Source organism: Paraburkholderia sp. J11-2 (genome assembly GCF_905220185.1).
GTDB lineage: Bacteria > Pseudomonadota > Gammaproteobacteria > Burkholderiales > Burkholderiaceae > Paraburkholderia.
Genome location: NZ_CAJMYY010000037.1, coordinates 38,346 through 61,632, shown reverse-complemented (window position 1 = coordinate 61,632; position 23,287 = coordinate 38,346). Strand labels below are relative to the sequence as shown.

Annotated in this window: 18 protein-coding genes and 1 riboswitch; of the genes, 7 read left to right on the top strand and 11 right to left on the bottom strand. The window is 63.4% G+C overall.

Translation table 11 applies throughout. The annotated features are described in order from the left end of the window. Window positions 1–116 precede the first annotated feature (116 nt). From U5A57_RS36045 to U5A57_RS36035, 3 genes are all read right to left on the bottom strand, one after another. Window positions 117–791 carry a response regulator transcription factor gene (locus U5A57_RS36045; protein WP_133189322.1) on the bottom strand — a complete coding sequence of 225 codons (675 nt, stop codon included), beginning with the start codon at window positions 789–791 and terminating at the stop codon, window positions 117–119. A gap of 47 nt (window positions 792–838) precedes the next feature. Next, window positions 839–1,774 (bottom strand): LysR family transcriptional regulator, encoded by a 936-nt coding sequence (locus U5A57_RS36040; protein ID WP_321916548.1) that lies wholly within the window; start codon window positions 1,772–1,774, stop codon window positions 839–841. Between the two features lie 129 nt (window positions 1,775–1,903). Next, on the bottom strand, window positions 1,904–2,293 hold the full coding sequence (locus U5A57_RS36035) for a hypothetical protein (RefSeq protein WP_321916547.1): 390 nt from the start codon (window positions 2,291–2,293) through the stop codon (window positions 1,904–1,906). Between the two features lie 564 nt (window positions 2,294–2,857). On the opposite strand from U5A57_RS36035, the gene U5A57_RS36030 reads away from it, so the two are divergent. Then, the gene (locus U5A57_RS36030) at window positions 2,858–3,946 is read left to right on the top strand and encodes an HPP family protein (RefSeq protein ID WP_321916545.1); all 1,089 of its coding nucleotides are present in this window, start codon (window positions 2,858–2,860) and stop codon (window positions 3,944–3,946) included. A 17-nt stretch (window positions 3,947–3,963) separates the two neighbouring features. Here the strand turns inward: U5A57_RS36030 and U5A57_RS36025 are convergent, their stop codons facing one another. Both U5A57_RS36025 and U5A57_RS36020 read right to left on the bottom strand, forming a co-directional pair. Further along, the gene (locus U5A57_RS36025; RefSeq protein ID WP_321916543.1) at window positions 3,964–4,962 is read right to left on the bottom strand and encodes a sodium:calcium antiporter; all 999 of its coding nucleotides are present in this window, start codon (window positions 4,960–4,962) and stop codon (window positions 3,964–3,966) included. A gap of 73 nt (window positions 4,963–5,035) precedes the next feature. Next, window positions 5,036–5,242, bottom strand: a riboswitch (yybP-ykoY riboswitch). Window positions 5,243–5,304: 62 nt separating this feature from the next. Continuing rightward, the gene (locus tag U5A57_RS36020; protein WP_321916541.1) at window positions 5,305–6,477 is read right to left on the bottom strand and encodes a porin; all 1,173 of its coding nucleotides are present in this window, start codon (window positions 6,475–6,477) and stop codon (window positions 5,305–5,307) included. Window positions 6,478–6,926: 449 nt separating this feature from the next. Here U5A57_RS36020 and U5A57_RS36015 point away from each other — a divergent pair, with 449 nt between their 5' ends. From U5A57_RS36015 to ugpB, 4 genes are all read left to right on the top strand, one after another. Beyond that, entirely contained in the window at window positions 6,927–7,157 is a 231-nt protein-coding gene (locus U5A57_RS36015; RefSeq protein ID WP_321916539.1) for a DUF4148 domain-containing protein, read from the top strand. A gap of 365 nt (window positions 7,158–7,522) precedes the next feature. Continuing rightward, a complete protein-coding gene (locus U5A57_RS36010) occupies window positions 7,523–8,206 on the top strand; it encodes a methyltransferase domain-containing protein (protein ID WP_321916537.1) in 684 nt (227 codons plus the stop codon). 47 nt (window positions 8,207–8,253) lie between these two features. Continuing rightward, window positions 8,254–8,652, top strand: coding sequence for a VOC family protein (locus tag U5A57_RS36005; RefSeq protein WP_321916569.1), 399 nt, complete (start codon window positions 8,254–8,256; stop codon window positions 8,650–8,652). 268 nt (window positions 8,653–8,920) lie between these two features. Then, window positions 8,921–10,213: a sn-glycerol-3-phosphate ABC transporter substrate-binding protein UgpB gene (gene ugpB, locus U5A57_RS36000; protein WP_321916568.1), complete on the top strand. Its 1,293-nt coding sequence runs from the start codon at window positions 8,921–8,923 to the stop codon at window positions 10,211–10,213. 143 nt (window positions 10,214–10,356) lie between these two features. Here ugpB and U5A57_RS35995 read toward each other — a convergent pair whose 3' ends face one another. The 5 genes from U5A57_RS35995 to U5A57_RS35975 all read right to left on the bottom strand — a co-directional run bounded on the left by U5A57_RS35995 (window position 10,357) and on the right by U5A57_RS35975 (window position 18,019). Beyond that, window positions 10,357–11,793, bottom strand: a complete 1,437-nt coding sequence (locus tag U5A57_RS35995) for an efflux transporter outer membrane subunit (RefSeq protein ID WP_321916536.1) — start codon at window positions 11,791–11,793, stop codon at window positions 10,357–10,359. A 3-nt stretch (window positions 11,794–11,796) separates the two neighbouring features. Then, window positions 11,797–14,946 carry a multidrug efflux RND transporter permease subunit gene (locus U5A57_RS35990; protein ID WP_321916534.1) on the bottom strand — a complete coding sequence of 1,050 codons (3,150 nt, stop codon included), beginning with the start codon at window positions 14,944–14,946 and terminating at the stop codon, window positions 11,797–11,799. 3 nt (window positions 14,947–14,949) lie between these two features. After that, window positions 14,950–16,161 carry an efflux RND transporter periplasmic adaptor subunit gene (locus tag U5A57_RS35985; protein ID WP_321916532.1) on the bottom strand — a complete coding sequence of 404 codons (1,212 nt, stop codon included), beginning with the start codon at window positions 16,159–16,161 and terminating at the stop codon, window positions 14,950–14,952. A gap of 348 nt (window positions 16,162–16,509) precedes the next feature. Further along, window positions 16,510–16,653: a hypothetical protein gene (locus U5A57_RS35980; protein ID WP_321916530.1), complete on the bottom strand. Its 144-nt coding sequence runs from the start codon at window positions 16,651–16,653 to the stop codon at window positions 16,510–16,512. A gap of 211 nt (window positions 16,654–16,864) precedes the next feature. Next, the gene (locus U5A57_RS35975) at window positions 16,865–18,019 is read right to left on the bottom strand and encodes a porin (RefSeq protein ID WP_321916528.1); all 1,155 of its coding nucleotides are present in this window, start codon (window positions 18,017–18,019) and stop codon (window positions 16,865–16,867) included. A 403-nt stretch (window positions 18,020–18,422) separates the two neighbouring features. Here U5A57_RS35975 and U5A57_RS35970 point away from each other — a divergent pair, with 403 nt between their 5' ends. Next, entirely contained in the window at window positions 18,423–19,394 is a 972-nt protein-coding gene (locus tag U5A57_RS35970; RefSeq protein ID WP_321916527.1) for a LysR family transcriptional regulator, read from the top strand. A gap of 157 nt (window positions 19,395–19,551) precedes the next feature. On the opposite strand, the gene U5A57_RS35965 is transcribed toward U5A57_RS35970, so the two are convergent. Continuing rightward, on the bottom strand, window positions 19,552–21,408 hold the full coding sequence (locus U5A57_RS35965) for an acyl-CoA dehydrogenase (protein ID WP_321916525.1): 1,857 nt from the start codon (window positions 21,406–21,408) through the stop codon (window positions 19,552–19,554). A gap of 412 nt (window positions 21,409–21,820) precedes the next feature. Here U5A57_RS35965 and U5A57_RS35960 point away from each other — a divergent pair, with 412 nt between their 5' ends. Further along, window positions 21,821–23,287, top strand: coding sequence for a methyl-accepting chemotaxis protein (locus U5A57_RS35960; protein WP_321916524.1), 1,467 nt, complete (start codon window positions 21,821–21,823; stop codon window positions 23,285–23,287).

Sequence of the window (23,287 nt, the reverse complement as noted above, 5' to 3'; positions counted from 1 at the left end):
AACACGCGGGAGCCAGGCAAATGAAAAAAGATTTAGCTGCATGCCGGTCTCATGATGCTTCAAGGACTACGAAATGAGGCGAAGCTGAGAGAGCGGCAGCAATATTGGAGATTGCGTCAGCCGAGCAGATAACCCGAGCCGCGTATCGTGCGGATGAGCGAAGGTTGGCCGGGCGTGTCCACGCGATTGCGCAGGCGTCCCACGTGAACATCCACGAGGTTGGTGCCGGGGTCGAAGCGGCCGCCCCACACGCCTTCGAAGATCATCGTGCGTGTGAGTACCTGGCCCGCGTGGCGCATCATGAATTCGAGCACGCGCAACTCGGTGGGACGCAGGCGCAGCACCTTGTCGCGGCAACTGAGCCGCCGCTTGACGAGATCGAGTTCGAGCGGCCCCACGCGCAGCACGGTTTCCGTCGTGGCCGGGCGCGTGCGCCGACGCACGAGCGCTTCGACGCGCGCAGACATCTCGTCGATCGAAAACGGCCGTGTGAGGTAGTCGTCGCAGCCGGCCCGCAAGCCCTGGATGCGTTCCTCGACGCCCGTGGTCGAACTCATCACGATCACCGGTGTTTCGATACCCACACCGCGCATGGTGGTGACGATCGTGAGACCGTCGAGATCGGGCAGGCGCCGTTCGAGCGCGACGACGTCATAGTCGCCCGCCATGACCATCGCAATGCCTTCGCGGCCAGAGCGGGCCACGTCCACGGTGAAGCCGGTGGAGGCGAGCGTGGGCACGACAGTACGCTCGGTAACGGCATCGTCTTCAATGGTTAGTATTCTGGGCATGGCTTTGCACCCGTTGTGACGAAAAGAACTAAAAACATCGGGCAGTATCAGGCAACTGCGCGCAGCGGCGTCGGCGCGGGCCGTGTCTGCGCCGCGTTCGTGCGGAACTGCTCGACCGCGAAGTCGATAAAGCTGCGGATCTTCATCGTTAGGTAGTTGCGGCCGGAATAGACGATCGAAATGTGCTGCACGCCGCCGTTCACGTCGAACGCGTTCAGCACGGGCAGGAGGGCGCCCCGGGCGAGGTCGTCGACCACGAGCGGGAGCGGCAGCAGTGCGATGCCCATGTCCGCGAGCGCGGCGGCGCGCACGGTCGCGTAGCCGTTGGCCGTCATCGGGCCGGTCACGTTGATGCGCTGCACGCCCTCGGCGTTCGAGAACTCCCAGTGGCGCGGCGCATTGGAAATCGCGAGCAGGCCGTGCCCGGCGAGTTCGGCAGGATTGCGCGGCATGCCGTGGCGCGCGAGCCACGCAGGCGTGGCCACGAGCATCTCCTTGATTGAAGTGAGCTTGCGGCTCACGAGTGAGGCGTTTACGCTTTGGCGGTCGGTAGCGAAGCACACGTCGAAGCCGCCTTCGATCAGGTCGATGTGCGTGTCATAGGCCGTCACGTCGAATTCCACGCGCGGATTGATTGCGCGATACGCGCCGAGCACGGCGGGGAGTCCGGAACTTGCGAACACGGCAGGCGCGGCGATGCGCAGCACGCCGCTCGGGTCGCGCGTGGCGCGCACGAGTTCCGACTCGACTTCATCGAGCTTTTCGATCACGGCGCGACAACCCTCCAGATACAGACGTCCGGCTTCGGTGAGCGAAAGGCTGCGTGTCGAGCGGTTCAAGAGGCGCATGTTCAGATGCGCTTCGAGCATGCCGACGCTGCGCGTGACGGCCGCAGCCGACATGCCGAGCTGCTTGCCGGCAAGGTTGAAGCTGCTCAGATCGACAACGCGCGTAAATACACGCATGGCTTGGAGCTGGTTCATGGGCGATATTCCTGGGCAGACGCGCCGGCACGAGGCCGAGCGCGGGCATCGACGCCGCACACAGCGGCGACGTTTCGTACACGCTGCATGCGTGATCGGACGGGAAGAATGAAGCGGCGCGAAGCGCGCCTAATTAGGCAGTGCTTGCGCGAAGACCTGCGCGTCGCGCTGCGCGGCGGCTTCGTGCGCCGAGAGCGCGGCCTTGAGGCGATGCGCGCTTTCGGTGGGAATCGCGAAACCCGCCCAGCCGAGACCGGTATGGCGCAGAAACACGACGGTGCCGTCGAAAAGGGGATTGCGTTCCGTGTACCAGCACGGATCGATCTCGAGCACGTATTGATGCGAGCGCAAAGGCTGCTCGGGTACCGCAGGCTGCATGTGCGCGCGCAGCTTGCTGAGTTCTTCGATCAGGCCATCGACATCGGGCGTGTCGAGCAGCGCAACCTGAGAGCCTATCTTCACACAAACCGCGTGCTGGCCGTATTCGTTGACGAGTTCGATCGACATCGGCTTTTGCATATTGCGTTCCTCGCTGTGCTGAAACTGGAAGGCATTATCGGTGGCCAATCGGAACGCATGATTTAAGTTGCGGCGCACTCCAGATGAAAACAAATTTAGAAAGCGACGATTCGCTTTCCTGTGATGGCGGCATTGCGTGCAGTGCGCGTGTTAATCATCCGGGCCGCCGGATGGCTATCCTTTCATGCCTCGCGATGCGTGCGTTCATTCGTATACGTGCTGTTTGCGCAGTTGCGGCGCGTGATTATTGCGCCCGCCGATCAGAAACGCTGCAATGAAAAGCAGAATGCCAATCATCGCAACGGTCGCCGGATGGTGAACAAGCATGGCAGTCCAAAGTAATTCAAAGCCATCGATTGCCCTGTCCGAAAGGCTGGCACTCGGGGCGGCGGCACTGACTAGGCAGCCCGCAAGCCCTCTGAGGTTAGCGCAAAGGCACACTGAGCGACGTGGCGGCTCCAAACATGCATACAGAATGAATTATATATGCGCTCAGAAATATCAATTGTTGATATTCGGCGGGCGTCGGTATTCTGGCTGACATACCGACCAGCAAGCCCCGCTATGACCCGCGCCACGCTCACCGAATGGCTGACGAGTTTCGTGCCCAACCCGGCTGCGCCGCCGTGGCGCGAACGCGTGAGGCGCTGCGGCGGGGCGATGATCGGCATCGCGTTCGCTGGGCTCGCAACCCATTTGATATTCGGCGCGGCGGGCGATATTCCGTTGCTCGTGGCGCCCATGGGCGCCTCCGCGGTGCTGCTCTTCGGCGCGTCGGACAGCCCGCTGGCGCAGCCGTGGTCGATTCTTGGCGGCAACTTCGTCTCCGCGCTGGTGGGCGTGGCGTGCGCGCAATGGATCGCGTCGCCCGTCGCGGCGGCTTCCGTCGCCGTGGCGCTCGCGATCTGCGCGATGTTCCTGTGCCGCTGCGTACATCCGCCTTCAGGCGCGGTCGCGCTCACGGCCGTGCTCGGCGGTCCCGCTGTGCACGCACTCGGCTTTCACTTCGTGCTTGCGCCGATCGCGTTCCAGTCCTTCGCCTTGCTGAGCGCTGCGCTCGCCTTCCACGCGCTGACCGGACACCGCTATCCGCGCGCCGCGTTTCGTGCTCCGCAGCAAGCCGCTGCCATGCCGCTTGCTGCGCTCTCGCAACATCGATTGCAGCCGCTGAACGTTCCGCAAAAATCGTTCGAACAACTAACTTGTGAGGAAATCATGTCGATTGGCTGTCCCGCTGTGCCCGCAACAATGGGGGCGCGGGCGGCGCACGACATGTTCCGCCGCCACGGCGCTTCGACGCTGCCGGTGGTCGACGCCATGGACCGCGTGGTTGGCGTCGTCACGCATCACGCGCTCGGCGATCTCGTGCAGGCGGCCGGCATCGAGCGATTCTGGAATGCACTGCGCCGCGCGGTGCTGCGCGAGTCGGCGCGCGTGGAGGAAACGGTCGAGGCGGTGATGGCGGCCGGCGTGCACGCGGTCCATCGGGCCACGCCGCTCGCGCATCTGGTGCCGATCTTCATCGAGCACGCCTATCACGACATTCCCGTCATGGACGACGCGAGGCGGCTCGTTGGCGTGGTCAGGCATTCGGACATGATCCGCTGGCTTCATCACCATGCGGGCGCCGCCCAGGCCGCCGCTGCGGCCTGAGGTAGCTCAGAACCGCGTCAAACCACGAACAGCAACGCCGCGAACACCACATAGAGCCAGCCGACATGCGTGAGCTGACGGCTGCGCACCTTCGGCGCACGAAACGCCCACTGCAGAAACAGAATGGCGACCATGGTCGTCACGGCCGCAAGAATCGAAGGCGTGCCGAGATGCCACGGCGTGAAGAAGAGGCCGAACGCCGTGGGAATCGTGGCCTGAATCATCATCGCGCCGCTGATGTTCGCAAGCGCGAGGCGCTCCTTGCCCTGACGCACCCAGATGATCGCGTTCATGATCTCGGGCAGTTCGGTTGCGATCGGGCTGAACAACACGGCGGTCAACTGCGGGCTCAGGCCGAGCCACGGCCCCACGGCGCTGATCTGCTGCACAAACAGATGCGAGGCCGCGAAGATCACCGCGAGCGCACCGAGCGTCTGCAGCAGAATCCACACCATGGCCGGATTCTCGTCGTGTGGGCGCAGCTTGAGCGGCTCGAGATCGCCTTCCACTTCGCCGCTGTCTTCGGCGGAAAGCTCCTTCCAGCAGTAGAACGCGTAGGCCGCGAGAAACGCGATGCCCAGCAGCGGCTTGAAGCTGAACAGCACGAGCCCGAGCGCGATCTTCGCGACGAAGATCGCAAGGAACCAGAGCTGGTCGCGGCGCAGGCGGCGCGTATTCACATCGACGGTGGTAGCGCGCTCGCGGCCCACGCGTTTCGCGGTGGCGAGCAGTGCGACGCCCACTACGGCATAGGCGATTGTGCTGAGCGCGAGCGGCCCGCCAATCGCGGCGCCCACGCCAATTTCCTTGTGTGCGGGGTCCCCACCGAAAGCGACCGCAACGAGCGTGACCACGCTCTCGGGCAACGCCGTGCCGAACGCGGCGAGGATCGTGCCGGTGGCGGTCTGCGTGACCTTGAGCTTTTGACCGAGCCACTCGACGCTATTGACGAAGGTCTCGCAGGACAAGTAGATGATGCCGGCCGAGGCAACGAGCAGGGCGAACGTCAAGATCATGACGAACGCTCCGTGGCGCAAATGAGAAGGTGATGCGGGGCGAGACGAGTCATTGTTATTGCCGTATTGTGCGAGCCGGGCACCGAAACCATGACGCTTCCCTTCGCCCGGCCCGGGTGAAAGGGAAAACGTCATAGGTCTCGTCAGGCCGCGCTTTGCAGCGATTCGCTGCAGTCACTCGCAATACGGCTGCCGACGCCATGGTGCAGGGGCACCAATTATGTTGACGGCGGCGCAACGCCCAGGTTGGCGTTGCAGACTACTCCCCTAAGACAGGGGGCGATTATAGCCGAAGTTCATGGCGGCGAGCGATTTTCCGGCGCACTCGCCGCTCGATGCGAATTAGAACTTGTGACGCAGGCCGACCATCGCCATGGCCTGCTTGTCGTTGGTCGCATCGTTGCCGAAGTCGCCGAACGAGGCGACCGCGTTGACGAGTTCGCCCGTCCCCGCATCGATCGTCTTGCCCGAAGCCTTCTGGTAGCCCGCGAGCACGTAGATGTCGGTGCGTTTGGAGAGGAAATAGTCGCCGCCGAGGCTGAACTGGTTGTAGCTCGCGTCTACGCCGTTGCCGTGACCCTTCGTGTAGTTGTAGCCGAAGCCCACGAGCGCGACCGGCGTGACCTGATAGTTGATGAAGGCCTGGCCCGTGTTGAACTTCGTGTTGCTGTTCGCGCCGGCCGCGCTCTGATAGTTCGCGTACTCAACGTTGCTGTACGCGAGACCTGCCGTTACCGGCCCGTACGTGTAGTCGCCGGCTGCACGAATGATCTGCAGCGAGTTCGCGGAGACGAAGCCGCCCGTAATGGCGGTGGAATCCACGTTCACATCGGTGTTCGGATTCAGGCCGTCGAACGTCGCGGCCGTGCCGCCGTTGCTGTTGGCCTTGAAGTAGCCCGCACCGAAGCCGAACGGACCATGGTTGTAAGCGGCCGCCACGGCCCATGTCTGTCCCGCGCCGGTGCTGCCGGGCTGGCCGCCGAACGCGTACATCGCGCTCATTTGCAGGCCCCCGATGTTAGGGCTCGCGTACTTGATCGAGTTGCTCGTGCGGTAGCTGTTGTCGTAGTTGTCCATGTCGCCCGGCGTGGCGAACGCGGACCCGAATGCGCCGTCGTTGGTGAGCGGTTGCAGCAAGTCGATGAGCGGATCGTACTGGCGGCCGAGCGTGACGGCGCCGGCGGTGTTCGAATTCAGGCCGACCATCGCCGTGCGGCCGAAGAGACGACCACCCTGGTTCTGCTTGCCGTTGTCGATATTGAAGCCGCTTTCGAGCTTGAAGATCGCCGAAAGGCCGTTGCCGAGATCCTCAGTGCCGCGCAGGCCCCAGAGGTTAGGCGACAGGTTGCCGGACATCATCTGGAACGTGCCGCCCGAGCCGTTCTTGCCTTGCTGGTTGCCGAACCAGGCAACGGAGGTGTCGAGCGAGCCGTAGAGCGTCACGCTGCTTTGCGCGTGGGCGATGGAGGCGAAGGTTGCCAGCGTAAAGGCGGCGGCGAGAGCGGTTTTTTTCATTGAATGATCTTCGTTGATGAGTGGCGTAGGTGAGAGTGAATTCGCTGCGCGCGAAGGCACGTGAAGACACGATGCGGGCCGGCGCCCCGAAATTCAGCGGCGATTATGCGTATCGCCCTGCATGGACGAATTTTAAAAACGGAAAGACTGAGTTTCAGAAAGCGCATGAGCGCCAATGCACCGTCAGTTCGGCATCACAAGGCCGTGGCGTGTACCGGCGTTGTTTTTTCGCGGCAAGTTTCTGTGATTGATGAGAATGCCTAAATAAATTTCGAAGCCGGTATTGGCAGATCTCTGGTTAAATATTTCTTCATTTTCGTGCGGATGTTTGGCGAAAGTCGCGCCTCTATCCTTGCCTCAAGAGCCGCAACGCGACTCGATGCCGGAGCGCTCAACGCTTGCGGCCCTGACCGATGACCCCGGCCGCGAGGCCGCACAGGAGAAACGAGGTGAAGATATTCCAGAGCGGCGTGTGCGTCGCAATCATGCTGTCGATATCGGCGCTTGCGCATGCACAGGCGGCGAGCGCACCACAAGCACCCGCGCAGCAGTTGGCGAGCGCACAAGTTCCCCAGACCGACGCGCCGGTCACGCGCGCACAGGTGCGCCACGAACTCGTGCACGCCGAGCGCGACGGACAACTCCAGACGCTCGATCGAACGCTGTACGCGCATCACTGACGCCGCTTGCGCAATTGCGTCGCGGCGAAACTGGCCGCGCGTCGTGACGGAACTTCGCACCGCGGCCAGTCAATGTCGGCTCACCCCATCCCGTTCATGAAATCACGCGTTCTTTCTTATGTATTGCGCGCCGCGCTGTGCGTTACGGTCGCTGCGGCCTTCTCCGGATGCGCGAACCTGCATCCGCAGCCCAACGGCCCCGGCGATTGCGTCGGGCCGGCCGGCTTTTGCGTGCCGTTCTTCGGTTCGTAGTTCTCGCGGCGGGTCTTTTCGCTGTCGTGTTCGCGCGCCGCTACGGGCTTCCAGCGGCGCGCATAATACGCGTTTGCGCGGCACATCCGCCATCCGCGCTGACCAGGAAACCCATGAATCGCGATATCCGCACCGACGCCGAAGTTCTCGCATCGTGGCAGCGCAACGCGACGCCCTGGATCGCTGCCGTGCGCGGCGGCGAGATCGCGAGCCGGCGCCTCGCGACGGATGCAGCCGTGCTCGACGCCGTGCTTGCGCGCTCGCCGCGCCGCGTGATCGATCTCGGCTGCGGCGAAGGCTGGCTCGCGCTGGCGCTCGCGCGCCGCGGCGTCGCGGTCACAGGCGTGGACGCGGTGCCGGCACTCGTGGAGGCCGCGCGTGAGGCGGGGCTCGCGGACTGCCGTCTGCTAACCTACGAGCAGATCGCGCAAGGTGCGCTGGACTGCCGCGCCGATGCGGTGGTGTGCAATTTTTCGCTCATTGGCGCGACCTGCGTGGATGATCTGCTGCGCGCGGTGCCCGCGTTGCTGGAGCCGCACGGCACGCTCATCGTGCAGACGCTGCATCCGCTTATGGCATGCGGCGATGAACCTTATGTCGATGGCTGGCGCGCCGGATCGTGGGCCGGGTTCGGCCCTGCGTTTCGCGACGCGCCGCCGTGGTACTTTCGCACGCTGGAAAGCTGGATCGCGTTGCTCGATGCGAGCGGCCTCGCCCTGCGTGCGCTGCGCGAACCGCTCGACCCGCGCAGCGGCAAACCCGCTTCAGTGCTGTTCGAGGCGCAACGGCGCGGCTGACACCGCCCCCGAGCGGGGCCGCAAACCAGGAGGCAGAGACGATGGCGATGATGTCTCACGTCTATACCGGCGTGAACGATTTTGAGCAGGCATTTGCGTTCTATTCCCCACTCATGAAGGCGCTGGGCTTCGAGTTGAAATTCAGTGAGCCCGACTACCCCTGGGCAGGCTGGATGGAACCGGGCGTGCCGCGCCCGCTCTTCCTGGTGGGCCGGCCGTGGGACGGCAACCCCGCGCAGCCCGGCAACGGCCAGATGATCGCGCTGCTCGCGCCTTCACGCGCGGCAGTCGACGCCGCTTATGCCGCCGCGCTCGCACACGGCGGCTCCGACGAGGGCGCGCCGGACCTGCGTCCTCACTATCACCCGAACTACTACGGCGCGTACTTTCGCGATCCTGAAGGCAACAAGCTCTGCGTCTGTTGCCACGATCCCGTGGGCAGCTGACACGCTGCCGCACGCGCCATCACACGGGCGTCCCATTCGCTGTGCTACCCTTGCCCTGCCTTGGGCCGAGGGTGCCGTGCGCGCGCGTGAGCGAGCGCCGGTGGGCGGCCCGGTGTATCGAAGTCGAAAATCGAAGTCCTGAACCAAAGTCCCGGGCCGCGTGTCATCGCGCGCATTTGCCGGGACAACGATCAATAACAGGAAGAAGACCCAGATGAAAAAGCACGAGATACAACGCGCAGGTTCGCGTGGCCGCTTGCGCACGCTGATGGCCGCTGTGGTGCTGGCCGGCAGCGCACAAGCCGCGCATGCCGCCACCGAAATCCAGTTCTGGCACGCCATGGAGTCCGAACTCGGCCAGCGCGTGAATGAGATCGCGCAGCAGTTCAACGCGTCGCAGAGCGAATACAAGATCGTGCCCGTCTTCAAGGGCACCTACGACCAGACGCTCGCTGCCGGCATCGCGGCCTATCGCAGCGGCGACGCGCCCGCCATCCTGCAGGTGTACGAAGTCGGCACCGCCACGATGATGAACGCGAAGAAGGCCGTGCTGCCCGTGTACGACGTGATGAAGACCGCCGGCGTGCCGCTCGACGAAAAGGGCTTCGTGCCGACGATCGCGAGTTACTACAGCGACGCGAAGACGGGCCATCTCGTGTCGATGCCATTCAACAGCTCGACGCCAGTGCTCTACTACAACCGCGACGCCTTCAAGAAGGCCGGCCTTCCCGACGCGCCGCCGAAGACCTGGCCCGAAGTCGCTGCGGCTGCCGCGAAGCTCAAGGCCTCGGGCATGAGCTGCGGGTTCACCACGGGCTGGCAGGGCTGGATCCAGATCGAGAACTACAGCGCGTGGCATGGCGCGCCGATCGCGACGCGCAACAACGGCTTCGACGGCCTCGACGCACAGCTCGAAATCAACAAGCCGCTGCAGGTCGCGCATATCGCCTTCCTGCAGGACATGGCGAAGCAGGGTACGTTCACGTACGTGGGGCGCAAGGACGAGGCCAACGCCAAGTTCTATAGCGGCGACTGCGGGATCATGATGGGATCGTCCGGTGCGCTCGCGAACGTCCAGCAATATGCGAAGTTCAAGTTCGGCACTGGCATGATGCCGTATGACCCGAGCGTGAAGGGCGCGCCGCAGAACGCCATCATCGGCGGGGCGAGCCTGTGGGTGCTGGGCGGCAAGAATCCGGAGGTCTACAAGGGCGTGGCGAAGTTCCTCGCGTATCTGAGCTCGCCGGCCGTGGCCGCGAAATGGCATCAGGACACGGGCTATCTGCCGGTTACGAAGGCCGCCTACGAACTCACGCAGCAACAAGGCTTCTACGCGTCGCACCCGGGCGCCGACACGGCCACGAAGCAGATGCTCAACAAGCCGCCGCTGCCGTGGACCAAGGGCCTGCGCCTTGGCAACATGCCGCAGATCCGCACGGTCGTCGACGAAGAACTCGAACAGGTGTGGACGGGCGCCAAGACGCCGCAACAGGCGCTCGACTCGGCCAATTCGCGCGGCAACGAACTGCTCCGGCGCTTCGAGCAGCAGGCGGCGAACTGAGGCGCGTGGGCTCGTGAGTTGAAGTGATGTGATGCGGTGCCTTCGCGCGAGGCGTCGCGCAGCGCCCCAAACGGCGGACTTCAGTCCCGCCTTTTGGGGCGCTTTGCTTTTTGGCGCGGCGTTAGACTGCCGCGCCGCCGCGACTACGATGGTTTCGTGTTGCCGTTGGCAGCGGATGGCGCAGGCGGAGTCCAGCCGTAGCCCAGCGCCTTGTACAGATTCACGATCTCCGCGAGCCGCTGATCCTGAAGCTGTGACTGCTGCAACTGCGCGTTGAAGAGACTGCGCTCCGCGTCGAGCACTTCCAGGTAACTCGTGTAGCCGCCTTCATAGAGGTCGCGCGAAAGCCCCGCATACTCCGTAAGCGCGCTCACCTGCCGCGTGGTCGCATCGAGCTGATCGCGCGTGCGCGCCGCGCCCACGAGCGCGTTCTCGACATCGGCAAATGCCTGCTGGATCGTCTTCTCGTAGCTGAAGAGCGCCTCCTGCTGCGCTGCCTCGGCCTGATGCACGGAACCCGCGATCGCGCCGCCCTTGAAGATCGGTTGTGTGACCGTGCCGGCGAACGACCATACGCGAGCGGGTCCCGTCCAGAGGCCCGAAAGCGCGGTGCTCGCCGCGCCGAACATGCCGGTGAGCGAGATATCCGGGAAGTATTGCGCGCGCGCCGCGCCGATCTGCGCGTTCGCCGCAATGAGCGTTTGCTCCGCCTGGAGAATATCGGGGCGGCGCTCCAGCAAGGTGGAAGGCAACCCCGAGGGAATGGCCGGCGCGCTCAGGGCGGTGATCGCCTTGCCGCGTGGAATCGGGCCGGGATTCTGGCCGAGCAGCAGCGAAATTGCGTCCTCCTGCTGCGCGATCTGCTGCTGGATGCTGAACACGGAAGTTTGCGCCGACGCGTACTCCGAACGTGCCTGGCTCAACTCCACCTTCGACACGACCCCGCCGGCAAAGCGCTCCTCGAACAGGTCGAGCGACCCCTTGCGGCTCGCGAGCGTGGCCTGCGCGATCTGCAACTGGTTGTCGTAGTCGCGCAGTTGCAGATACGACGTCGCCACGTTCGAAATGATGGCGATGCGCGTGGCCTGCTGCGCGGCCTGCGTACCGAGATAGTCGGCGCGCGCGGCCTCGGTCATGCGGCGCAGCCGGCCGAACAGGTCGAGCTCCCAGGAGACCATGCCGTTCAGCTGGAACTGGTTGCCGACCACGGGCGCGAAGCCGCCCGCCGGCACGCCGCGGCTGCGTGTCGGGTCGAAGTTCACGCCGATTTGCGGAAACAGTCCTGCGCGCGTCGTGACGTAGCGACCGTAGAACTCCTCGACCCGCGCGGCGGCGATCAAGAGATCCTTGTTCTGTGCGATCGCCTTGGCGATCAGGTCATCGAGCACAGGGTCGTTGAATTGGCGCCACCACTCGAGCGAGCCGTCGACTGCCTCGGCCTGCGGCGAGGCGTAACGGTAGGACGAGGGCGTATCCACCGCCGGGCGGTGATAGTCGGGCCCTACCGCGCAGCCGCCGAGACTGGCCACGCTCACGATCAGTGCAAGAGGGCGCAGCGCGCAATGCATACGGCTTTTCATCGCTCAACCCTCCTGTGACGGCGCCGTGGGCGTCGTGGCTTTGCGCTTGCCGCGTTCGGAAAGCGTTTCGAGGCCCCAGAAGAACATGGGGATGAAGAAGAGCGCGATCAGCGTGGCGCCGAGCATACCGAACACCACGCCCGTGCCGAGTGAGCGCCGGCTCGCCGCCGATGCGCCGCTCGCGATGGCGAGCGGGATACAGCCGAGAATGAACGCGAGCGAGGTCATCATGATCGGCCGCAGGCGCATTTTCGCGGCCTTCACCGCCGCGTCGAATGGCGAGAGTCCTTCCTTCTCGCGCATCTCCACGGCGAACTCGAAGATCAGAATGGCGTTCTTTGCCGCGAGCGCGATCAGCACGGTCAGGCCGATCTGGAAGTACACATCGTCTTCCATGCCGCGCAGCAGGATGCCCACCAACGCGCCGAAGACCGCGAATGGCACGGCCAGCAGCACGCCAATCGGCAGCGACCATTTTTCGTACTGCGCCGCAAGGATCAGGAACACCATGAGCAACGCAAAGCCGAACACGAGCCCGGCAGTGGAGCCCGCCGTTTTCTCCTCATAGGACTGCCCGCTCCATGCGTAGCTGTAGCCTTCGCCCAGCGTTTCCTTCGCGATCTGCTCCATCGCCGCGATCGCCTCGCCCGAACTGTGGCCTGGCGCCGCGTCGCCGATGATCTGCGCTGCGGGAAAGTTGTTGAAACGTGTGACGATGTCGGAGCCCGGCACGAAGCGGAAGGTCGTCACCGCCTTGATCGGCACCATCTGCCCGCTGTGATTGCGCACATAGAGCTGCTGGATATCCTCAGGCTGCGTGCGGTACTGCGGCTCGGCCTGCACGATCACCTGGAAGAGGCGGCTGCCCTTGGGGAACTGACTCACGTACGAGGAGCCGAACATCGTCTGCAGCGCGGTGTAGACGTCCTGCACGGCCACGCCGAGCGATTCCGCGCGCTCGCGGTCCACTTCCACGAGCAGCTGGCGCGAGCGCGAGTTGATGGTGGAGTTCACGCCGCGCAACACCGGATTCTTCTTCGCCCTGGCGATGAATTCGCGCACCTTGTCTTCGAGCTGCTGATAAGAGCCGTCGCCTGTGCTTTGCAGCCAGAACTGGAAACCGCCCGTCGTGCCGAGGCCTGGAATGGAGGGTGGACTGAGCGTGACGACCACGCCGTCCTTGAACCCGGCGAACGCCTTGTTGGCGGCAAGCACCAGGTCTTGCGCGCTGCCGTTCTCGCCGCGCTCCTTGAAGCCCTTGAGCGCGATGAAGAGCGTGCCTGCGTTGGCCTTGTACTGCGAGTCGATCAGGCTGTAGCCGATCGGCGCCGCCACCGCGCTCACGGCCGGCTGCTTCGCGAACCAGTCTTCCGCCTTCTTCGAGAGGTCGCCGGTGCGGTCGAGACTCGCCGCATCGGGCATCACGACCGCGCCGAGCAGATAGCCCTGGTCCTCGACCGGTACGAACGAAGACGGGATGTGCTTGAAGAGCCCGCCTGTCGCGATCAGCATGACGGCGATCAGCGCGATGGAAAGCGTCACGCGCCGGATGGCGGTCTGCACCCAGCTGCCATAGCCTTCGGTGAGCCGTTCGAACTTGTCGTTGAACCAGCGGAAGAAGCGGTTCTTCTTCTGCTCGCCGGGTTTGAGCAGGATGGCCGCGAGTGCGGGCGAGAGCGTGAGCGCGACGATACCCGAGAGCACCACCGAAACCGCGATCGTTACCGCGAACTGCTTGTAGAGCTGGCCCGTGATGCCGGAGAGAAACGCCACCGGAATGAACACCGCGAGCAGCACGAGCACGATTGCAACGACCGGCCCGCTGACCTCGTCCATGGCGCGTTTGGCGGCTTCTCGCGGCGCGAGCTTGAACTCCGTCATGTTGCGCTCGACGTTCTCGAGCACGACGATCGCGTCGTCCACCACGATGCCGATGGCGAGCACCATGCCGAACAGCGTGAGCATGTTGATCGAAAAGCCGAACGCCAGCATGCCGATGAACGCCCCGATGATCGACACCGGCACGGCCAGAAGCGGCACGAGCGTCGCGCGAAAGCTCTGCAGGAACAGAAACACCACGATGATCACGAGGATCACGGCGTCGCGCAGGGTCTTCACGACTTCCATGATCGACTCGTGCACGAACTCGGTCGTGTCGAGCGCGATGTCGTACTTGAGTCCGGGCGGGAAGCTCTTGTTCAGCTCGTCGAGCGTTTGCCGCACCTGTTTGGCCACCTGCAACGCGTTCGCGCCCGGCTGCTGATACACGGCGATCAGCGTGGCGGTCTTGCCGTTGTAGCGGCCGCGCAGCGTGTAGTCCTTCGCGCCCAGTTCCGCGTGACCGACGTCCTTCAGGCGCACGAGCGACGCATCGTTGCTGGTGCCCGCGCGCAGGATGATGTTGTCGAACTCGGCGGGCTCGGTGAGGTGGCCCTTGGTGGCAACGGGGAAGGTCTGGTTCACCGGTCCCTGGGTCGGCGCCTGGCCGAGACGGCCCGCCCCGAACTGCTGGTTCTGCTCGCTGATCGCGTTCTGCACGTCGGATACGGTAATGCCGAGTCGCGCCATGCGGTCGGGCTTGAGCCAGATACGCATGGCGTAGTCCGCCGAGCCGAGAATGGCCGCCTGGTTTGCGCCGGGAATGCGCTTGAGCGCGTCGAGCACATAGACGTTCGCGTAGTTCGCCACGTAATCCTGGCTGTAGGCGTTCTCCGGCGAATAGACTGCGATCACCATCATGAACGCCGACGAGCGCTTCTGCACCTGCACACCCTGTGACGTTACGGCGTCGGGCAAGTTGGGCAGCGCGAGGTTCACGCGGTTCTGCACGTCCACCTGCGCGAGTGAAGGATCGGTGCCGATGTTGAAATAGGCGGTGAGCGTCATGTCGCCCGTCGAGGAACTCGACGAACTCATGTACATCATGTTGTCCGCGCCGTTGACCTGCTGCTCGATGGGAGCGGCCACGTTCTGCGCGACGATGTCGGCGTTCGCGCCGGGGTAGCTCGTGCTGACCGTGATCTGCGGCGGCGAAATATCGGGGAACTGAGCAATCGGCAGATTGAACATCGCTACGAGACCCGCGACCACGAGAATGATCGAGATCACCGAGGCGAAGATCGGCCGGTCGATGAAGAAATGCGAGAACTTCATCGCTCAGCCTCCCGCGGCGTGCGTGCCGGATGGGGGGGCAGCTCCAGCGGCGGCGCTGCCAGCGCTGGGCGCGCTCGCTGCCGGCGCGCTCACGGGATGCTCCTTGACCGGCGTGCCCGGCATGAGCCGCAGCGTGTTGTCGACGATCACGTGATCTCCGGCATGCAGGCCGGACTGAATGATCCAGGCATTGCCGTTCCACTGGCCGGTTTCGACCGCGCGCTGCTGTGCCTTGCCGTCCTTGTCGACGGTCCAGACGTACGCGCCTCGCGGCCCTTGCTGCACGGCGTTCTGTGGCACGGCGATCGCGTTGGGGCGCACCGCGCCGATCAGGCGCACACGCACGAACTGGCCGGGACGCAGCGAGCCGCCGGGGTTCGTCACGACGGCGCGGATCAGATAGGTGCCGGTTTCCTCGCTCAGCGATGCGTCGGTAAAGGAGATATGCCCACGTTCTGGATAGACGCTGCCGTCGGCGAGCACGATTTCCACTTCGAGCTGGCCGCGCTCGGGAAGCTTGAGCGTGCCGTTCTGCGTTTGCGTGCGCATGTCTAGCATCTCGTTCTCGGAGAGCGAGAAGTTGATCCACATGGGATCGAGCTTGGCCACGTAGGTGAGCAGGCTGTTGGAGGTGTCGATGTACGAGCCGTCCTGCTTCTTCGCGAAGCTCGAAAGGCCGGTTACCGGCGCCGTGATCGTCGTGTAGCCGAGGTTGAGCTTCGCGGTCGTGACATTCGCGCGTGCCTGCTCGAGCGCGGCGGCCGCGGCACGCTGCTGGCCGATCGAATCGTCGAGGTCCTTCTGGCTCAGCGCGTTCTTCGCGGCGAGCGGGCGCACGCGGTCGAGGTTGGCCTGTGCCGTCTCGAGCCGTGCCTGCTGTTGTGCGTACTCGGCCTGCGCGGCCTCGAGCGCGGCCTGGTAGGGCTTGCGGTCCATGACGAACATCACGTCGCCTTCGTGCACCAGCGTGCCTTCCTGATACACACGCCTTTCGAGAAAGCCGTTTACGCGCGAGCGGATTTCGACCTGCTGCGAGCTTTCGGTCTGGCCGACATATTCGAAAGCTACCGGCACCTCGCGCAGCGCGACCGTCATGGCGTCGACGTTTGCGGTCGGCAGGGCGCTCTCGGGGGGCTTGGCCTTATGACATGCACTGATACCGAGACAGAGCCCGAGTGTGACGCTGGCTAAAGCGTACTGAAATGGTCGAATCATTGAGTTTTTTACGTGGGCGTACCGCCGCGAATTGCTTCATTTCCACCTGGCTGGAAATGGCAACAAGAGGTTGACGGTGCGTATCGGGAGGAAAGGTGAAAAATAAATGAAGATTGCTGCATCTCGAAACTAATCGAGAATGAGTTCTTTGCTTATCGTCATAAGCGGCCGTAATGACTGACAGCGGATGTTTTAGAAACGTATTATTTGGATGGAGGAAATGAGACGATTCTTAAATTTAGGTCGACTTTTCGATCCTTCGTCATCAATAGCCCGACCGGACGTGCTTTACCCAATTCGTGAAAGGTCGTTTCCGCTTTACCTTGCGCATCGCGCGCGCGAAGTGACCTACGGCCGGTGCATCACGACGCGTTTGCCGTCTGCGTCGAAGACCTGCGGCCAGCCATGCCGGGCGGTAGGGTGCGTTGTGTCGTCCTGCTGCTTTTCCACCAGATTCCACGCGCGCGCAGTGGTGGTGAGCAGTGACGCCACGGTGACTTCGCGTTTGATCGCCGAACCCTTTGCCTGTAGGTTCGTAGTCCTCTTTGAATTCAACATCATGGTGCAAATCGGGAGGGTTGGAAGGTGCGCCATCGCGGGTAGGAGCCGGGATGGCGCACGCGGGCGGCGAAAGGGCGAAAGGCGAGCGGAGGGCGGCTACAAGCCGCCGTCGACTCGCCGCGTTACGCCGGTGCCGTGACGCTTAGAAGCGGTGGCGAATACCCGCGCTCACGAGGTACTGGCTCTTGCTCGCCGAGGGCGCGTCTGTGCCGTTGATCTGTGTCATGTTTGTGCCGACCTGGTTGTTGGCGCCGATTTGCGCGACACTTTCGGCATAGAGGTCGGTGCGCTTGGAGAGCGAGTAGTCCGCCATCAGGCCGAATTGATTCCAGTGCGCGGCGCGGTTGTTCGTGTCGCCGCTGGCGGGGGTGTTGCGCAGACTCTGGGTGTATGTGTAGGCCGCGCCCACGAAGAAGGCCGGCGTGAAGTTGTAGCGCGCGTTGACCTCATAGTTGTTGTAGCGCACGGAGATGTCCGCAACCTTGTCCTGGAAGCGCGTTTGCGTGAACACGGTGCCGATGACCGCCGGACCGAACGCATAGTTGGCGCCGAGGCCCCAGACACGCTGATTCTGGATGCCGAGGTCAAGGGCAGCGCCATTCTGCAGCGCGCCGTTGGTGTTGCCGGAGTTCAGGCCTTGCAACTGCAGGTAGGCTGCCGCAACCTGCAGGCCGCCGTAGGTATAGCCAGCGCCCACGCTATATGCGCGGTTGCTGGCGAAGCCGCCTGCCTTGTTCGAGAAGCCATACATGCCGTTCATCGAGAACCCGGCATAGTTCGGGCTTTGATACTTGATCGAGTTGTTGACGCTGAACGTGCCGTTCAGGTTGTCGGCGTCGTCGACGTGGGCGAAGTAGGTGCCGCCCCACGAGCCGGTTGCGGAAATCGGCGCGAGGTAGTCGACCATCGAATCGTACTGACGGCCCATCGTTACCGTGCCGTAGTCGCTCGCGAGACCAACCACCGCCTGGCGATTGAACAGCGAGTTGTCGGCGGTCTTGCCGTTAGTCACGTCAAAGCCGCTTTCGAGGTTGAAGACGACCTTGAGTCCGCTACCAAGGTCTTCCACGCCGCGCAGGCCCCAGCGGCTTTGCTGAACATTGCCGCCGGTCAGGCCGAACATGGCCTTGCCGTTCGACAAACCGCTGGACGTCATATCCGAAGTCGACGCCACCTCGTTGCTCACGTATGTCAGCCCTGCGTCGACGAGGCCATATAGCGTGACGCTGCTTTGGGCGTGTGCTGCGCCGGCAAAGGCTGCGCAAGCCGCTGCGAAAATCAGGGTTTTCTTTTTCATGGGTGATTTACCTACAGAATCTGATCACTAATCGGAGAATGACTACTTCGCGCAGGGGTTATTCTGAAAATCCGGTATCGAGATCGGAATCGGAAATCGCGGCGATGTAGCGCGAACGAAATATAAGATTTATTTGATCATTGAACTACAGATAAACGGGAATTTAATGTTCAAATTATGTGAATAAAAAGCGGGTATATGGGGCGGCATCAAGCGTTTGACTGAAATTTCCTGGCTCATATCTCTAATTAGCTTCGCTTTTTATTCGATTTTGCGTTGTCGCTTCACAACAGGTAATTTGTCTTAAGAAGTTTAAATTGGTAAAAAAACAAATTCGGCCGAAAGAGGTAAATCATGCTTTTTTCTAATTTCCTGAAATATCAGCAAAAGAGTCTGAAGAATCATGTTGAATCAACTGCAGGCAATGCGCGTTTTTCTTAAAGTTGCCGAGAACAACTCCTTCAGCCGGGCCGCAGCGAGTCTCGATCTGTCCAATGCCGCCGTTACGCGCTACGTGGCGCTGCTCGAAGCTCACCTCAATACGCGCCTCATCAATCGCACCACACGCAGCCTCTCGCTGACCGAGGACGGCCGGGCTTATGTGCAGGGATGCCGTCAGATGCTCGAGTTGATGGACTCGATCGAGTCGTCGGTCGGGGGTGGGTCGTCGGAGCCGAGCGGTACGCTCAAGCTGGTGGCGTCCGCTTCCTTTTCGCTGGTCGGATTGCCGCCACTCGTCATGAATTACTGTCAGCGCTATCCGAAAGTGAAGGTGGACCTGACGCTGCTCCATCGCAATGTCGATCTCGTCGAAGACGGCTTTGACGTCGGTATTCTCACGTCGCGCCAGGTGAGCAGCGGTTCGCTGGTCAGGCGGCCGCTTGCGTCGTTGCGCCCGGTCGTGGTCGCGTCGCCTGGCTATCTCGATACGTACGGCGCGCCCGCCACGCCGGCGCAACTGCCGCTACGCGGGTTTCTCGCGCCTTCGCGTGCGATTCACGGGCGCGAATGGTGTTTCGTCAATGCAGCCGGAGAGGAGGAGACGATCAGCATCGACCCGCGCTGCACGGTCAACGACATGATCATGTTGCGCCAGCTGGCGCTGGTGCATATGGGCCTGGCGATCCTGCCCGAAGCCTATGTGAAGGACGACATCGAGAACCGGCTGCTCGTGCCCGTGCTGCGCGAGTACGAAATCCGGGAAGGCGCCAAGGAGTTAGCGCTCGTTTATCCTGGAAGGCGGCATGTTTCAGCGAAGGTGCGCACTTTCGTCGATCTGGCGCTCGAGCATTTCGAGGTTACCCTTGCTTCGGCGAACCACCCCGCCATCGCCGATCGCTCGCTTCAGAGTGCGCACGCCCACGGCGAAGTGTGAGGGCCAATGCACACGTCCCGCGTGACGGGCGTCGTGCAAGCGCAATAGACCCGCGAATTGAGTTGCGGCCGCCATCGTTGCTCTCATGGGAGAAAGCTGGCCGTCGCAGGGGGCTAGTGAGTCCCCCTGGAACGCACATACCGGGGCAATCGTTGCTTCAGAACCAGGCGTCCTGCATGTCGAGTGTCGTGCGATCGAGCGAAGCAAGCAGGTCGAATTGCGCGCCCGTCTTCGGAAGTTCCCACGCGAAGAAATACGCGGCCGCTGCGAGCTTGCCGCGATAGAAGTCCGCCTCCTCACCGCTTGTTCCCGCATGCGCGGCGAGCGCCGTGCGCGCCACGAGCGCCTGTTCGAGCCATACCCAGGCCATGACCACGTGGCCGAACGCTTCCAGGTACACCGAAGCATTGGCGAGCGTCACCGCCGGGTCGCCTGCTGCCCACAACTGCCGCGTGACTTGCGTGAGCCGCTCGAGTGCGGCCGCGAGCGCGCGGGCGTTGGCGGCGTCGTCGGCTGCGCCCGAAGCGTGCGCGCGCTCGAGTGTGGCCTGCACGCGCTTCACGAAGATCGTGAGCGCGGCGCCGTCCTTGATCACGACCTTGCGGCCGAGCAGGTCGAGCCCCTGAATCCCGTGCGTGCCTTCGTGAATCGGATTGAGACGGTTGTCGCGATAGAACTGCTCGACGTTGTACTCGCGCGTGTAGCCATAGCCCCCGTGCACTTGAATGGCAAGATCGTTGGCGGCGAGACACCATTGCGAAGGCCAGCTCTTCGCAATGGGGGTGAGCAGGTCGAGGAGCAGTGAGAGCGGCTCGCGCTCGGCGGCGCTGGCCGCGTTCGCTTCGTCCACGAGTTTGGCGCACCAGAGGTTGAGCGCGAGTGCGCCTTCCACATAGCTCTTTTGCGCGAGCAGCATGCGGCGCACGTCGGCGTGCTCGACCAGCCTCACCTGCGGCGAAGCCGGGTCTTTGCCCGCCGCGCCCAAAGGACGCCCTTGCGGACGATTGCGCGCGTAATCGAGCGCATGCAGATAGCCGGTATAGCCGAGCATCGTCGCGCCGAGGCCGACACCAATGCGCGCCTCGTTCATCATGTGGAACATGTACGCGAGCCCGTGGTGCGGCTCGCCCACGAGATAACCGATCGCGCCCGCCCGGCCGCCCGGCGTGTGTTGCGTGCCTTCGCCGAAATTCAGCAGGCAGTTCGTCGTGCCGCGATACCCCATCTTGTGGTTCAGGCCTGCGAGCACGACGTCGTTGTGCTCGCCGCGCGAGCCGTCCTCGTTCACGAGGTACTTCGGCACGACGAAAAGCGAGATGCCTTTGACGCCCGCAATGAGCTTGCCGTCGGGGCCGGGAATCTTGGCGAGCACGAGGTGCACGATGTTCTCGGAAAGCTCGTGCTCGCCGCCCGAGATCCACATCTTGTTGCCGCGCAGACGATATTGGGCGCCGAGCGGCGAGTCGCATTCGAAGTCGGCGCGCGTGGCGACGTCTGAAAGCGAAGAGCCCGCCTGCGGCTCGGAAAGACACATCGTGCCGAAGTAGCGGCCGTCCAGTTCGGGGCGCACGAACGTGTCGATCTGTTTGGCGCTGCCGTGCGCGAGCAGCAGGTTCGCGTTGCCGATGGTAAGGAACGGATAGGCGCTCGTGCCCACGTTCGCACCTTTGAACCACGCGAAGCCCGCTTTCTCGACGACAAGCGGCAACTGCATGCCGCCGTATTCATAGTCCTGGCCCGCGGCCATCAAGCCCGCGTCGCTGAAGGCCTTCAACGCCGTCTTCACTTCGGGGATGATCGTGACTGTTTCGCCGTCGAAGTGCGGCTCGTGCTGATCGTTCTTCTTGTTGTGCGGCGCGAAGAGGTCAGTGGCGATCTTTTCGCACGTGTCGAGTGCGGCGTCGAAGGTCTCGCGCGAGTGGTCGGCGTAGCGCGCGATGCGCGTGAGGCTTTCGACATCGAGCCATTCGTAGAGCAGGAAGTTCAGATCGCGGCGGGAAAGGATCAGCGACATGGCGGAACGGTCTCGCATCATGGGAGGAGAAGTTGAGAAGCCTACCTAAAATAGAACGATCGTGCTATTGGTAATTTCTCCTGCCTGAAGGAGCCGAAGTCGTGGACGGACGGCATTCACCACGCGCAAACCCATGTGTTTTCATTCCGTGTAAGAAATTAAAATAGGACCATAACGCTGCAAACGTTTGCAAATACTTGTCCTGTAAAGGGTTTCCTGAAGTTTCGCCAGGCGTTGCCGTAAACTCGTTCGCGGGTCCCGATTATCTTGCCGAGCCCGCCAACGAGTCGCGCCGACGCCATTACGGCGGTCCTTCTTGCAGCCGGATTCCATCAGTCGCTCGAAGGTCCACCAGCCGCCGCCGCTTTAACGCCCACCTGCAACTTACTTTTTCCTCATCAAAGTGTCGTTCATGCTGGCAGATTCGCCGGGTCGCACGCAGCCGCTTCGACCGACCGGCTCGCAACAGCGCGTGGCCATTCGCGCGCTCGACGACGTCGCGCGCGCCGCCGACGCAGTGATGTATTGCACGCTCGTTATCTCCGCTCTCGCGGCGGTGCTGATCGGCTTCGTCTATTACGAACCGCAGCTTGCGCTCGTGGGCGCCGCGCTGTTCCTCGGCGCCGGCAGCTTCGTGTTTTTCTGCGCGCGCGGCACCGCGCTTTCGCGCGTCGTGCTCACGCTCGCCAACGCGGCGCTCGTCGCGCTCCATATTCAGGCGGCGCATGGCATGACCGAGTTCCATTTCGGCGTGTTCGTGCTGCTCGGCCTGTTGCTCGTCTATCGCGACTGGCGCCCGATCGTGCTCGCGGCCGGGTTCTTCGCCGTGCATCACCTCGCATTCGACCGGCTGCAGGCGCTCAACTTTGCCGTGTACTGCACGCACGAAGCGAACCTGCCGCGTGTGCTGCTGCATGCCGCCTACGTGGTCGCGCAAACCGCCGTTGAAATCGTGCTTGCGCACCGTTTGCGCGTGGCGGCCATCGAGGCGGCGGAGCTGTCGAACATCGTGCGCAGCGTGGTGCGAGAGCGCGAGGTGTGCCTCGCGGTAGAAGGCGTGCCGGCGAGCGCCCCCACGGCGATCGCGCTCAAAGGGGCGATCGCCCAGCTGGCGCGCGCCATGCAAGAGGTGAGCACGAGCACGGCACATGTGGAGCAAGCCGCGCTCGAAATCGCGGAAGGCAACGCGAACCTGAGCGCGCGCACCGAGCACCAGGCGGGCAGCCTCGAAGAGACGGTCGCCTCGATGGACGTCTTCACGCGTACGGTCAGGGCGAGCGCGGAGCACGCGCGGGAGGCGAGCGCATTCGCTCGTGAAGCGTCGACGGTTGCACAGGCAGGCGACGATGTCGTGGCGCGCATGACCACGACGATGGGCGCCATCGAAGCCTCGGCCAAACGCATCTTCGAGATCGTCGACGTGATCGAGGGCATTGCGTTCCAGACCAACATTCTCGCGCTCAATGCGGCCGTGGAAGCCGCGCGCGCGGGCGAGCAGGGACGCGGCTTCGCCGTGGTCGCCGGCGAAGTGCGCAGTCTCGCACAGCGCGCCGCGGCCGCCGCGCGCGAGATCCAGCAACTCGTGGAGAACTCGGCGAACGAGGTCGGCGCGGGCACGCAGCTCGCCGGCGAGGCGCGCGCCGCGATGGAGGGCGTGGTGCGCAGCATTGGCCGCGCGGCCGACATCATGGGCGAGATCACCGCGTCGAGCCACGAGCAGGCGCAGGGCATCGAGCAGGTCAACGCCATGGTCGCCCAGATGGACGACACCACGCGCCGCAACGCCGCTTTGGTGAACGAAGCGGCCGCCGCGTCGTCGTCGCTGCACGCGACGAGCGCGAAGTTGCGGGAGGTGCTCGGCCTCGTCGCATTGTCGTGA

What these genes read in the sequence shown, in the direction of transcription:
- U5A57_RS36020 (WP_321916541.1), bottom strand. Translation starts at nt 6,477, where the DNA reads ATGAAAAAAACCGCTCTCGCCGCCGCCTTTACGCTGGCAACCTTCGCC.
- U5A57_RS36010 (WP_321916537.1), top strand. Translation starts at nt 7,523, where the DNA reads ATGAATCGCGATATCCGCACCGACGCCGAAGTTCTCGCATCGTGGCAG.
- U5A57_RS36035 (WP_321916547.1), bottom strand. Translation starts at nt 2,293, where the DNA reads ATGCAAAAGCCGATGTCGATCGAACTCGTCAACGAATACGGCCAGCAC.
- ugpB (WP_321916568.1), top strand. Translation starts at nt 8,921, where the DNA reads ATGGCCGCTGTGGTGCTGGCCGGCAGCGCACAAGCCGCGCATGCCGCC.
- U5A57_RS35985 (WP_321916532.1), bottom strand. Translation starts at nt 16,161, where the DNA reads ATGATTCGACCATTTCAGTACGCTTTAGCCAGCGTCACACTCGGGCTC.
- U5A57_RS35995 (WP_321916536.1), bottom strand. Translation starts at nt 11,793, where the DNA reads ATGAAAAGCCGTATGCATTGCGCGCTGCGCCCTCTTGCACTGATCGTG.
- U5A57_RS35960 (WP_321916524.1), top strand. Translation starts at nt 21,821, where the DNA reads ATGCTGGCAGATTCGCCGGGTCGCACGCAGCCGCTTCGACCGACCGGC.
- U5A57_RS36030 (WP_321916545.1), top strand. Translation starts at nt 2,858, where the DNA reads ATGACCCGCGCCACGCTCACCGAATGGCTGACGAGTTTCGTGCCCAAC.
- U5A57_RS35975 (WP_321916528.1), bottom strand. Translation starts at nt 18,019, where the DNA reads ATGAAAAAGAAAACCCTGATTTTCGCAGCGGCTTGCGCAGCCTTTGCC.
- U5A57_RS36040 (WP_321916548.1), bottom strand. Translation starts at nt 1,774, where the DNA reads ATGAACCAGCTCCAAGCCATGCGTGTATTTACGCGCGTTGTCGATCTG.
- U5A57_RS36025 (WP_321916543.1), bottom strand. Translation starts at nt 4,962, where the DNA reads ATGATCTTGACGTTCGCCCTGCTCGTTGCCTCGGCCGGCATCATCTAC.
- U5A57_RS36005 (WP_321916569.1), top strand. Translation starts at nt 8,254, where the DNA reads ATGATGTCTCACGTCTATACCGGCGTGAACGATTTTGAGCAGGCATTT.
- U5A57_RS35990 (WP_321916534.1), bottom strand. Translation starts at nt 14,946, where the DNA reads ATGAAGTTCTCGCATTTCTTCATCGACCGGCCGATCTTCGCCTCGGTG.
- U5A57_RS35965 (WP_321916525.1), bottom strand. Translation starts at nt 21,408, where the DNA reads ATGTCGCTGATCCTTTCCCGCCGCGATCTGAACTTCCTGCTCTACGAA.
- U5A57_RS35970 (WP_321916527.1), top strand. Translation starts at nt 18,423, where the DNA reads ATGTTGAATCAACTGCAGGCAATGCGCGTTTTTCTTAAAGTTGCCGAG.
- U5A57_RS36045 (WP_133189322.1), bottom strand. Translation starts at nt 791, where the DNA reads ATGCCCAGAATACTAACCATTGAAGACGATGCCGTTACCGAGCGTACT.